The 11938-nt window shown below is 69.1% G+C and carries 11 protein-coding genes and 1 pseudogene; 10 read left to right on the forward strand and 2 right to left on the reverse strand.

The features are described from left to right. Window positions 1–7: 7 nt before the first annotated feature. Window positions 8–1546, forward strand: coding sequence for a GspE/PulE family protein (locus D7X32_RS22180; protein ID WP_120604567.1), 1539 nt, complete (start codon window positions 8–10; stop codon window positions 1544–1546). On the opposite strand, the gene D7X32_RS22185 is transcribed toward D7X32_RS22180, so the two are convergent. Both D7X32_RS22185 and D7X32_RS22190 read right to left on the reverse strand, forming a co-directional pair. Then, window positions 1512–3119 (reverse strand): sensor histidine kinase, encoded by a 1608-nt coding sequence (locus tag D7X32_RS22185; RefSeq protein ID WP_120604568.1) that lies wholly within the window; start codon window positions 3117–3119, stop codon window positions 1512–1514. The genes D7X32_RS22180 and D7X32_RS22185 overlap by 35 nt on opposite strands. Window positions 3120–3309: 190 nt before the next feature. Next, a complete protein-coding gene (locus D7X32_RS22190) occupies window positions 3310–3882 on the reverse strand; it encodes a dihydrofolate reductase family protein (RefSeq protein WP_120604569.1) in 573 nt (190 codons plus the stop codon). 104 nt (window positions 3883–3986) lie between these two features. Here D7X32_RS22190 and D7X32_RS22195 point away from each other — a divergent pair, with 104 nt between their 5' ends. The 9 genes and pseudogenes from D7X32_RS22195 to D7X32_RS22235 all read left to right on the forward strand — a co-directional run. Further along, complete coding sequence (locus D7X32_RS22195) at window positions 3987–4355, forward strand: hypothetical protein (RefSeq protein WP_120604570.1); 369 nt, start codon at window positions 3987–3989, stop codon at window positions 4353–4355. A gap of 14 nt (window positions 4356–4369) precedes the next feature. Further along, a complete protein-coding gene (locus D7X32_RS22200) occupies window positions 4370–5599 on the forward strand; it encodes an AHH domain-containing protein (protein WP_120604571.1) in 1230 nt (409 codons plus the stop codon). 6 nt (window positions 5600–5605) lie between these two features. Continuing rightward, window positions 5606–6178 (forward strand): imm11 family protein, encoded by a 573-nt coding sequence (locus D7X32_RS22205; protein ID WP_120604572.1) that lies wholly within the window; start codon window positions 5606–5608, stop codon window positions 6176–6178. Window positions 6179–6322: 144 nt separating this feature from the next. Continuing rightward, window positions 6323–7553, forward strand: a pseudogene (locus D7X32_RS22210) (AHH domain-containing protein). Then, on the forward strand, window positions 7546–8130 hold the full coding sequence (locus D7X32_RS22215; protein WP_306414612.1) for an imm11 family protein: 585 nt from the start codon (window positions 7546–7548) through the stop codon (window positions 8128–8130). The pseudogene D7X32_RS22210 and the gene D7X32_RS22215 overlap by 8 nt, the downstream one beginning before the upstream one ends. A 15-nt stretch (window positions 8131–8145) precedes the next feature. Then, the gene (locus tag D7X32_RS22220) at window positions 8146–9351 is read left to right on the forward strand and encodes a DmpA family aminopeptidase (protein ID WP_120604573.1); all 1206 of its coding nucleotides are present in this window, start codon (window positions 8146–8148) and stop codon (window positions 9349–9351) included. A gap of 78 nt (window positions 9352–9429) precedes the next feature. Beyond that, complete coding sequence (locus D7X32_RS22225) at window positions 9430–10617, forward strand: GNAT family N-acetyltransferase (protein WP_120604574.1); 1188 nt, start codon at window positions 9430–9432, stop codon at window positions 10615–10617. A 75-nt stretch (window positions 10618–10692) separates the two neighbouring features. Next, on the forward strand, window positions 10693–11667 hold the full coding sequence (locus D7X32_RS22230; protein WP_120604575.1) for an NAD-dependent epimerase/dehydratase family protein: 975 nt from the start codon (window positions 10693–10695) through the stop codon (window positions 11665–11667). Between the two features lie 42 nt (window positions 11668–11709). Next, window positions 11710–11938: WGR domain-containing protein (locus D7X32_RS22235; protein ID WP_120604576.1), on the forward strand; the 229-nt coding region annotated here is incomplete at its 3' end.

Raw genomic sequence — 11938 nt, forward strand, 5'->3', positions numbered from 1 at the left:
GCAGGCCATGGCTCCCCCGGACGTGCCCCCGTTCTCCGAACTGCCCCAGTTCACGCTGGACCGCGACTCGCTGCGGCTGCTGCCCGAGTCCTTCTGCCGGCGGCTGGGCGTCGCGGTGATGGGCAAGGTGGACGCTGGCAACGACACGGAGCCCGTGACGGTGGCGATGCTGGACCCGGAGGACGAGTCCGTGCGCTACCGCATCGCGGACTTCCTGCGCCGGCCCGTGCGGCCCGTGCGGCTCAACCGCTACGAAATCGACTCCGCGCTGGAGGTGGGCTTCGGCGCGGGGCAACACGCCTCGGTGGACGTGGTGCTGAAGGCGGGCACGCCGCTGTCCCACCGCCCCACGCCGGTGGAGCTGGTGAACCACGTGCTCACGGTGGCGGTGACGCAGAACGCGTCCGACATCCACCTGGAGAGCTACACGGACGACGTGGACCTGCGCTACCGCATCGACGGCATCCTCCACCAGACGTACACGGACATCTCCCCGGACTCGCTGCCGGAGGTGGTGAGCCGCATCAAGGTGATGGCGGGCCTGGACATCGCGGAGAAGCGGCGGCCCCAGGACGGCCGCCTGCGGGCGCTCTACGAAGGGGAGGCCGGGCGGAAGTTCGTGGACTTCCGCGTCAGCGTGGTGCCCTCGCCGGCGGGCGAGGACGTGGTCATCCGCCTGCTCGACGCCACGGTGGGGCTGGTGCCGGTGGAGAAGCTGGGGATGACGCCGGAGCTGCAGGCCACGGTGCTGCGGCTGCTCGGCAACCCGGAGGGGCTGGTGCTGGTGACGGGGCCCACCGGCAGCGGCAAGACGACGACGCTGTACGCGGCGCTGGCCCGGCTCAACGACGGGCGCAAGAAGATCATCACCGCGGAGGACCCCATCGAATACGTGGTCCCCAAGGTGAACCAGAAGCAGGTGTCGCCGCAGATGCCGCACCTGGCGCTCTTGCGCGCGCTGCTCCGTCAGGACCCCAACGTGATGCTGGTGGGGGAGATCCGCGACCTGGAGACGGGCAGCACCGCGTTGATGGCGGCGTCCACGGGGCACGTGGTGCTGGGCACGCTGCACACGGCGGATGCCATTGGCGCGGTGAGCCGCCTGCGCGGGCTGAAGCTGGAGGACGGCGACATCGCGGAGGCGCTGCTCGCGGTGCTGGCGCAGCGGCTGGTGCGTCGCATCTGCCCGGAGTGCTCCGCGCCCACCACGCCGACGGCGGATCAGGTGTCGCTGCTGGGGCCGCTGCTGGACGGCGTGCAGCCCCGGGCGGGGCAGGGCTGCGAGGCGTGCCGCCACACCGGCTTCAAGGGGCGCGTGGGCCTCTTCGAGCTGCTGGTGGTGGACCCGGAGCTGCAACTGCTCATCGCCACCGGGGCGCCGGGTGTCCAGCTGCGCCGCCACGCCCGGGCGCGGGGCTTCCGCACGCTGGTGGAGGACGCGCTGGCGAAGGTGGCGGCGGGCGTCACCACGCTGCATGAACTGACGCGCGTGGTGCCCTACCGCTACATCCTCACGGCTCGGGAGGAGCGTCAGGCTTCAGGGTGACGTCCGCGTCCGAGCCCGGGGGCACCATCACGGTGAAGGTCGAGCCCTCGCCGGGGATGCTGCGCACCTGGACGACGCCGCCGTGGGCCTCGATGATCTGCTGGGTGATGAAGAGGCCCAGCCCCAGGCCGCCGTAGTTGCGCTCGGACACCGCGCGCACGAAGCGGTCGAAGACGCGCGGCTGGTCCTCGTGCGGGATGCCGATGCCCTCGTCCTTCACGCTCAGCACGGCCAGCCCCGAATCCAGCCGCACGCGGAGGTGGATGGGTTTGCCCGCGCCGTACTTGAGCGCGTTGGTGAGCAGGTTGGTGACCACCTGGTCCAACCGGGCCCGGTCCCAGTTCCCCTCGATGGGGGTGGCGGCCTCCAGCGTGACGGCGCAGCCGACCTGCGCGGACTGGGGCGCGTAGCGGACCACCACCTCCCGCGCGAGCGCGGCCAGGTCCATGGGCGCGCGGTCCAGCCGCAGCTGGCCCATGCTGATGCGTGAGACGTCCAGCAGGTCCTCGATGAGGTCCGACAGCTTGCGCACCTGCCGGCGGGCCACCTCCAGGTCGCGGGCGATGCGCTCCACGGGCAGGGTGGCGGAAGGGTTGTTCTCCACGACGCGCAAGAGGGCCGTGAGCTTCAGTTGCAGCGGGGTGAGCGGCGTCTTCAGCTCGTGCGAGGCGACGGAGAGGAACTCATCGCGGGCCCGCACGGCGTCGCGCAGCAGCTCCAGCTCGCGCCGCTCCTGGGTGTGCTTGCGCTGGGTGATGTCGCGCGTCACCTTGGCGAAGCCCAGGAGCTTGCCCGCCGAGTCGTGCAGCGCGGTGATGACGACGCTGGCCCAGAAGAGGCTGCCGTCCTTGCGGACACGCCACGCCTCTTCCTCGAAGTGCCCTTCGCGGGCGGCCGCCTGGAGGGCGAACCGGGGCTTGCCGCGCGCCACGTCCTCCGGAGGGTAGAAGCGGCTGAAGTGCTGGCCGATGATCTCCTCGGCCTTGTACTGCTTGAAGCGCTCGGCGCCCGCGTTCCAGGTGGAGACGTGGCCCGTCGCGTCCAGCATGTAGATGGCGTAGTCCTGGATGTTCTCGATGAGGAAGCGGAAGCGCTCTTCGCTCTGCCGCAGGCGCTCCTGGGCGAGCTTGCGCTCGGTGAAGTCGCGCGTCACCTTGCCGTAGCCCACGAGCTGGCCCTGCGCGTCGCGCATCGCGGTGATGACGACGCTGGCCCAGAAGAGGGTGCCGTCCTTGCGCACGCGCCAGCCTTCCTCTTCGAAGCGGCCCTCGTGGTTGACGATGTCCAGCTCCAGCTGGGGCTTGCCGCGGGCGACGTCCTCGGGCGGGTAGAAGCGGCTGAAGTGCTGGCCGAGGATCTCCTCGGCCTGGTAGCCCTTGATGCGTTCGGCGCCGGCGTTCCAGCTCATGATGTGGCCGGCCGGATCCAGCGTCAGGATGGCGTAGTCCTTCACGCTGTCGATGAACAGGCGCAGCTGCGCGCTCATGTCTCGAACGGATTGGGGATTCGCGTAGTCGATGTCGTCACCGCTGGCGGAGGCGGGTGGCTGACTGTCGTCCAGGGGACTCCTCATGCGCCAATCGTAATGCACCGCGCGGGTGGCTCGGGGAGGAACGACGCATCGAATCCATCCACCAGCCAACCCTGTCGGGGACCGGGCTTCCGAGCAGAGCGGAAGCTCACACCCTGCGTGGAGGCAGCCCGGGCTTCAGGGGCTCCCCATGGATCCCAGGTCCAATGGGAATGTCGCCTGGCGGCGGCGCTCAAGAGTCGTGGCGGACGTAGCTCAGGAAGATGACCCCGCTGTCGACCGTGCGCGTGCCGGTGAGCCGCAGGCGGTGGGGCGCGAAGCCCGCGTCGACGAGGCGGAGGCCATTGCCCGCGATGACGGGGTTGAGCTTGATGATGTACGCGTCGATTTCAGGAAGGAGCTCGGCCGCGAGCTTTCCGCCGCCGCACAGCCAGATGCCCAGGCCGTCTCGGGCCTTCAGCTCGCGCACGGTGGCGAGCGGCGTGCTGGAGAAGGTGACGCGGGGGTCGGGGCTCTGGGTGATGGAGCGGGAGAAGACGTAGTGCTCCAGGTGCGGGTACGCGTTGGTGACGCCCGCGTCCAGGCCGACTTGATAGGTGTGGCGGCCCTCCAGCACCGTGTCGAAGTGCTTCCCCGGGCCGGTGATGCCCTTGTGCGCGCGGTAGCCGGCGGGGAGCGTCTCTGGGTACTCGGCGGCGATGGCGTCCAGGTAGTCCGGCTCCATGGCGAAGAAGTCGAACGCCCCGGTGGGCGAGGCGATGAAGCCATCGAGCGAGCTGGCGATGTAATAGGTCAGTTTCCGCATGGCGTGCTTCCTCCTGACGGCGGGGCTTAGCACCGCGTGGATGGGCACGGCTGGTAGAACGGTGGCGCTGGTTGCCTGCAATGCAATCGCCGAGGAGGAGTGCCATGCGGAGTCTGTGGGTGCTGGGCGGAATGGTGCTGGGTTCGGTCCTGACGCTCATCGCCGGGGTCGCGCTGTGGCTGCACGACACGGGGCCCTCGCGCGCGTGGATTGAAGTGCGCGTGGAGAACCGCACCGGCCAGGACGTGCGCGAGGTGCGCATCGAGCACGACCACGGTCAGGTCATCTACCGTCCCATGGGCAAGGGGGACACGGTGGCCCTGACCTATCCCGTCAGGGGTGAGTCGTCCTACAGCCTCATCGCCGTGCTGGAGGACGGACGGGAGCTGCGCGGCGGCGCGGGCTACATCGAGCGCGGGGCGCGGACGCGGGAAGTGCTGGAGCCGGAGCGGGTGGTGTCGTCGGATCCGTGAGGAGTGGAGGGCACATGAAGCTCTGGGCAATGGCAGTGCTGCTGTGCCTGACAGCGGGCTGCGCGACGACGCGCGTGGTGAACCTCGACACGGGGCGGGGCAGGTCCATCGCCTATACGCCGGTGGAAACGAAGCCGGTCCGGATCGACGAGGAGGCGTTCAAGAACGCCGTCGCGCAGCTCGTGCTCGAGCTGAAGCTGGACGTTGCGTTCCGGGAGGACGGTCGGCGCTCCCTGCTCGCATCGGCGGGAGGCATCGTCGCGGGCGCTCAAGGCCGGCAGATGCTCCGCTTGAGCGATGACTTCACCCTGGACCCGATGGAGCGGCGGAGGATGGCGCTCTCCTTCGCGCTCGATACGGTCTGGGAAGGGGTGGCGGACGCGGTGGAGGAGTTGATGGACCCTGCCGCGCTGCGGGCGATGGTCACGACGATGCTTGGCACCGCGATGGTGATGCTGGTCGCACCGGAGCCCATCACCAAGCTGGTCGCGGTGGTGCTGACGGCCTCGCTCATCGCGTATCTCGGCACCGGGCCCGTGTGGAACATGGGGCAGGGCTTCTTGCGCCTCATGGATGAGTCACGGGACGCCCGGGACGTCGCCGCGCTGAAGGAAGCGGGGCATCGCTTCGGACGGATGCTCGGGAACAATGGAGCCCGGGTGCTGGTCATCGTCGCGATGACGGCGCTCGGCGGTAGGAGCGCGATGGCCGCGCAGGGGCCTCGGATGCCGGGCTTCCCTCTGGCGGCGTTGAGTGCGGAGGCCGGAGCTGGGTTCCAGTTGTCGCGGGCGCTGGCCGGTGAGGTGCGCTCCATCTCCGTGTCATCGGCAGGAGTGCTCAACGTCACGTTGGCGCCAACCGCCGTGGCGGCCGTTGCCATGGGACCTGGGGGGGGAATTCAGGGCGACCCCGAGGGGGATGTCCATCACATCTGCACGGACAAGAACGAGGTGTCGGAGCTGTCTGGTGGACCCTGGACGCCCATCTTCGAGGACCTCTTCCAGAACGCTGGAATGAAACTCTCCGACGCCGCGAATCAGGTGCGTATCCACGGGCATCGGGGACCGCATCCCCGCGAATACCACGCAGAGGTGTTGCGCCGGATCCGGCTTGTCATGCAGGGATGCCAGGAGGCTGGGCAGTGCCGGGCCGCATTGGTTGACGAACTGGCGAGGATCGCGAAAGAACTCGTGACCGCAGGAACCAAGCTGCGGAAGCTCATCACGAAGAACCCACAGGGGTGAGCCACCATGCCGCGCCACTTCTTCGAACTCGACTTCGACATCGATGCGCCGGGACGCTGGTATCTGCGGGAGCCCACCGACCTGGATGGGAAAACAGTGCCGGACATCTGGGCGTTTGTTGTCGGGCGGCCCGTCACCGATCCCGGGCCACTGCGAGTTCCGCTATCCCGGCATGGCAAGCCACTGGACTTCGACAAGACGACGGTGGCCGGGACGCCTATCGTCAATGGGCGGATCGCGTCCGTGTTCCGCGAGCTGGCACCGAACGACGCGCAACTCTTCCCGGTGGAAGTCCAGGGGCAGGCCGAGCCGTTCTACCTGCTCAACGTGATGCGGGTGATTCGCTGCATCGACGATGCAGCCTGTGAGGAGGCCCGGCTCTGGACGCCCGAGGATGGGCGTCCCGACAAGGTGGGCGAGTACCACGTCGTCTCCGGCTTGCGCATCGACACCTCGAAGGTGGGCAACGCAGTCGTCTTCCGACCCTGGGGCTATCTGCTGCCCATCATCGTCGATGGAGAACTCAAAGCCGCACTGGAGCAGACCGGCATCGTGGGAGGCCGGTTCGTCGAAGTATAGAACCTGGACCCATGAAACTCCGTCCCGCCTTGCTCCTGGGCTTGGTTAGAACGGAGCCTGGGGATGGTTCGCGGTGCACGGACTCGAGAAGCGCTGGAACCGGTGCGGCTGGTCTCGTCTGAACCGTGACGCCTGGGAGGGCGCATGAAGCTCTGGGCAATGGCCATGCTGCTGTGGCTGACGGCGGGCTGCGCGACGACGCGCGTGGTGAACCTCGACACGGGGCGGGGCAGGCCCATCGCCTATACGCCGGTGGAAACGAAGCCGGTCCGGATCGACGAGGAGGTGTTCAAGAACGCCGTCGCGCAGCTCGTGCTCGAGCTGAAGCTGGACGTTGCGTTCCGGGAGGACGGTCGGCGCTCCCTGCTCGCGTCGGCGGGAGGCATCGTCGCGGGCGCTCAAGGCCGGCAGGTGCTCCGCTTGAGCGATGACTTTCCCCTGGACCTGATGGAGCGGCGGAGGATGGCGCTCTCGTTCGCGCTCGATACGGTCTGGGAAGGGGTGGCGGACGCGGTGGAGGAGTTGATGGATCCTGCCGCGCTGCGGGCGATGGTCACGACGATGCTTGGCACCGCGATGGTGATGCTGGTCGCACCGGAGCCCATCACCAAGCTGGTCGCGGTGGTGCTGACGGCCTCGCTCATCGCGTATCTGGGCACCGGGCCCGTGTGGAACATGGGGCAGGGCTTCTTGCGCCTCATGGATGAGTCACGGGACGCCCGGGACGTCGCCGCGCTGAAGGAAGCGGGGCATCGCTTCGGACGGATGCTCGGGAACAATGGAGCCCGGGTGCTGGTCATCGTCGCGATGACGGCGCTCGGTGGCAGGAACGCGATGGCCGCGCAGGGGCCTCGGATGCCGGGCTTCCCTCAGGCGGCGTTGAGTGCGGAGGCCGGAGCTGGGTTCCAGTTGTCGCGGGCGCTGGCCGGTGAGGTGCGTTCCATCTCCGTGTCATCGGCAGGAGTGCTCAACGTCACGTTGGCGCCAACCGCCGTGGCGGCCGTTGCCATGGGACCTGGGGGGGGGAATTCAGGGCGACCCCGAGGGGGATGTCCATCACATCTGCACGGACAAGAACGAGGTGTCGGAGCTGTCTGGTGGACCCTGGACGCCCATCTTCGAACCGTTCTTCGAGCAGGCGGGAATGAGCCTCAATGACAACGCGAACCTGGTGCGGATCAACGGGCATCGAGGACCCCATCCTGCGGAGTACCATCAAGAAGTGTTCAATCGACTCACCCTGGCGATGGCGGAATGTCGAGGCGTCGCGCAGTGCCGGGTTGCGCTGGTGAACGTCCTGGCGGCCATCGCAAAAGACCTGACAACCGCAGGCACCCACTTGCGCAAACTCATCACCCGGAATCCCGATGCCTGATGCGATGAAACGGCGGTTCTTCGACCTGAGCATCGACGTGTATGTGCCAGGGCGGTGGTACTTCAAGACACCGACTCACCTCGAGGGCCAGCCACTGGATAACCCCTGGGAGTTCACGCGCGGGACGCCCATTCCCTCCCCAGGGCTGTTGCGTATTCCTCTCTCCCGTCCTGGAAAGCCCCTGGACTTCACCTCCGCTGGCGTAGGGGTCACGCCCGTTCTCAGTACTCGGGCCGCAGAAGTTTTTCGCACGCTGGCCCCCAACGACGTGCAGCTCTTTCCCGTGCAGGTCGAAGGACAGGTCGAGCCCTATTTCCTCCTGGTCGCGGCGCGCACGGTCCGATGCGTTGATGAGGCCGCGAGTGAAGAGTTCAAGCTGTGGACTCCTGAGGACGGGCAGCCCGAGAAGGTCGGGGGATACAAGTACGTCGCCGGGCTGCGTATCGACAAAACGAAGGTTGCTGACGAGCGCGTGTTCCGCCCGTGGGGACTTCGCTCCGCGCTCATCGTCGATGGAGACCTCAAGGACGCCCTGGAACAGACCGGCATCGTGGGCGGACAGTTCGTCGAAGTCTGAGTAGAACCCGGACCCATGGAACTTCGTCCCTCTGTCCTCCTGGGCCTGCTCTGCCTCCTGCCCATCACAAGCACCGCCCGTCCGCGGTCCAGTGACCTGGGCATCCCCTTCGACGGCCAGCCCGGTGCGCTCAATGCCATCACAGACGTGACGGGCGTCGAAGTGGGCCACACCACGCTGAACTCCGGTGCGCAGGTCCGGACCGGCGTCACCGCCGTGCTGCCCCGGGGCCGGGACGCCGTGGCCCAGCCCGTCTTCGCGGCGACCTTTGACCTCAATGGCAGCGGTGAGATGACCGGCGTTCACTGGGTGAAGGAGTCCGGTCTGCTCTCCGGCCCCGTGATGATCAGCGACACCCACGCCGTGGGCGCCGTGCACGAGGGCGTCATCGCCTGGGCCCAGAAACGCGACCTCACCTGGGAACTGGGCCTGCCCGTGGTCGCGGAGACCTGGGATGGCTTCCTGCACGACATCGACGGTTTCCACGTCCGGCCCCTGCACGCGATGCAGGCGCTCGACGCCGCGCGCCCCGGCCCCGTCGCGGAAGGCTCCGTGGGTGGAGGCACGGGCATGGTCTGTCATGGCTTCAAGGGCGGCATCGGCACGTCCTCCCGCAAGCTCCCGGCGGAGCAGGGCGGCTACACCGTTGGCGTGCTCGTGCAGTGCAACTATGGCAGCCGCCGCCTCTTCTCCGTCGCGGGTGCTCCCGTGGGCGAGGAGATCCCCGACCTGCGCTCCTGCTACTCCGGAGACATCCCCCCGAAAGGGCCCTACCGCGCCCACCTGCCGCAATGCTCGCGGCGCTCCAGCTCCGGTCCTCCGCCTCCGGAAGGTCTGGGCTCCATCATCGTCGTGGTGGCCACCGACGCGCCGCTCCTGCCGCACCAGCTCGACCGCGTGGCCCGGCGCGTGCCGCTCGCGCTCGGGAAGATGGGCAGCCTGGGGGAGAACGCCTCCGGCGACATCTTCCTCGCGTTCTCCACGCAGCCCGTGGGCTCCACGGAGGTCACCCCGGTCTCCATGCTCGACAACGAGCGGATGACCCCCCTGTTCGAATCCACTGTACAGGCCACCCAGGAGGCCATCCTGAACTCGATGCTCGCCTCCGACACGATGAACGGGTTCCAGGGCGTCCGCGTCCATGGCCTGCCACCGGAGCGGCTGGTGAAGGCCCTGCGCAAGTCCGGGCGCCTGCCGCCAGCGCCGAAGCCCACGAAGTGACAGCGGATCCGTCCGGCCTTCCCGCCCTCCATCCGCTGCGCCATGCTGCGCCGCCTGACGCCAGCAAGGGGATGCGGGATGGAGACGGAAGACTACGGACCTCCGAGGGATGATCAGGAGCTGGCCGCCATCGCGGACATCACCACGCAGGCGTTCGCCATGCCGCTCGCGGACTCCGAAATGGTGGTGCGAAAGAACTTCGCGGAGTCCTCGCTGCGCATCCTGCGCGTGAATCGCGAAGTGGCCGCGACCCTCACCCTCATCCGCATGGGACAGTTCCTGGGCGGCCGCTCCGTCCCGCTCATCGGCGTGGGCGGCGTGGGGGTCGCTCCGGCCCACCGGGGCGCGGGCGCCGCCACGCGCCTCTTCCACCGCTTCCTGCGCGAGATCCGCGACGAGGGCACCCCCCTCTCCGTCCTCTACCCCGCGACCCAGCCGCTCTACCGGCGCGTGGGCTACGAGGTCTCCGGCGCACGCTACGAAATCCACGTCGACGCGGCCTCGCTGGAGCTGGGCGAACGCTCGCTGTCCCTGCGCCCCATGCGCCCGTCCGACGACGCGGCGGTGGAGGCGTGCTACCGGCGCTTCGCCGCCCAGCACCATGGCTGGCTGGACCGGGGCGAATACATCTGGCGGCGCGTGCGCACGCCGCGCAACGACACCGCCTACGGCTACGTCGTGGAGGGCACCTCCGGCATCGAAGGCTACGTGTACCTCGTCCGGGGCCTCTCGCCCCAGGGCGCCGTGCCCAAGCAGGTCCTGAAGCTCACGGACTTCACCGCCACCACGCCCGCCGCGGCGCGCCGGCTCTTGCGCTTCCTGGGCGACCACCGCTCGCTGGCGCAGGACGTGATGTGGTTTGGCGGCGCGGACGAACCGCTCCTCGCGCTGCTGCGGGAACAGACGTACCAGGTGAAGCTCTCCATGCACTGGATGACGCGCCTCTTGGACGTCCCCCGGGCCCTGGAGGCGCGCGGCTTCGCCCCCGGCCTGTCCGGCGCGCTCCACCTGGACGTGGAGGACGACCTCTTCCCGGAGAACCAGGGGCGCTTCGTGCTGGAGGTGGAGGGCGGCACCGCCCGCGTCCGGCCCGGCGGCGAGGGACGGATGCGGCTGCACGTACGAGCCCTGGCGCCGCTCTACACCGGCTTCCTCACGCCCCGCGCGCTCCAACTCGCCGGCATGCTGAGCGCGGACGAAACCTCGCTCGACGCCGCCAGCGCCCTGTTCGCGGGTCCCGCCCCCTCGCTGCGCGACATGTTCTGACGCGCGGGCGCGGACTACCCGGCGCCCCGCCGGGAGTGGTAGGAGCGGCGTCCTCGGTCAGAGGAGGCTTCACACGTGCGCGCGTTCGTCACCGGTGGCTCGGGGTTCGTCGGGAAGCACCTGCTCGCGGCGCTCGCGAAGCGCGGGGAACCGGCGCGCGCGCTGGCCCGCTCGCCGGAGGCCATGCAGGCCGTCCAGGCCGCGGGTGGCGAGCCATGGGAAGGCGACCTCACCGACCCGGAGCGCCTGCGCCTGGGCATGGAGGGCTGCGACACCGTCTTCCACGCCGCCGCGTACGTGAAGATGTCCGGCCCCCGCGCGGCCTTCTATGAGACCAACGTGCGCGGCACGGAGGCCGTGCTGGAGGCGGCGCGCGCGGCTGGCGTGAAGCGCTTCGTGCACGTGAGCACGGAGGCCGTGCTGGTGGACGGCGGCCCCATGGCGAACCTCCACGAAACGCACCCCCTGCCCCAGCGCCCCGTGGGCCCGTACCCGTCCACCAAGGGCGAGGCCGAACGGCGCGTGCTCCAGGTCAACTCGCCGGAGTTCACCACCGTCGCCGTGCGGCCCCGGATGGTCTGGGGACCGGGGGACACCACCGTGCTGCCCGCGCTGGTCGCCGCGGTGAAGTCCAAGCGCTTCCGCTGGATTGGCGGCGGGCACTACCTGACCTCCACCTGCCACGTGGCCAACGCCGTGGAGGGCATGCTCCTGGCCGCGGAGAAGGGGCAGGGCGGCCAGGTGTACTTCCTCACCGACGGCCCGCCCGTGGAGTTCCGCGCCTTCGTCACCGCGCTGCTGAAGACGCAGGGCGTGGATCCCGGCGACAAGTCCATGCCCACGGGGCTCGCCGCGACGGTGGCCGTGGTCAGCGACTTTCTCTGGGACCTGCTGGGCCTCAAGGGCACGCCGCCCCTGTCGCGCACGGAGCTGCTGCTCGTGGGCCAGGAGGTGACGGTCAGCGACGAGAAGGCCAGGCTGGAGCTGGGCTACACCGGCGGCGTGTCGCGCGACGAGGGCCTGCGCGCCCTGGGCACGAACGCGGGCTGAGGGGCGCGAAAAGTCCCCCACAGGTGGAGTAGCCTGCGCCTCATGCGCAGGTTCGAGTTCGTCGACGGCAACAGCTCCAAGTTCTGGATGCCCGAGGTCCAGGGCGCCACGTTCATCGTCACCTACGGCCGCATTGGCACCGCGGGGCAGCGCAAGGAGAAGGTCTTCCCGGACGAAGACGCCGCCCTGCGCGAGTACAACAAGAAGGTCGCGGAGAAGGTGCGCGAGGGCTACGCCGAGGTGGGCGCCGAGGCGGGCTCCGGAGCTGCCC

This window comes from Corallococcus carmarthensis (assembly GCF_003611695.1).
In the GTDB taxonomy this organism is placed as follows: domain Bacteria; phylum Myxococcota; class Myxococcia; order Myxococcales; family Myxococcaceae; genus Corallococcus; species Corallococcus carmarthensis.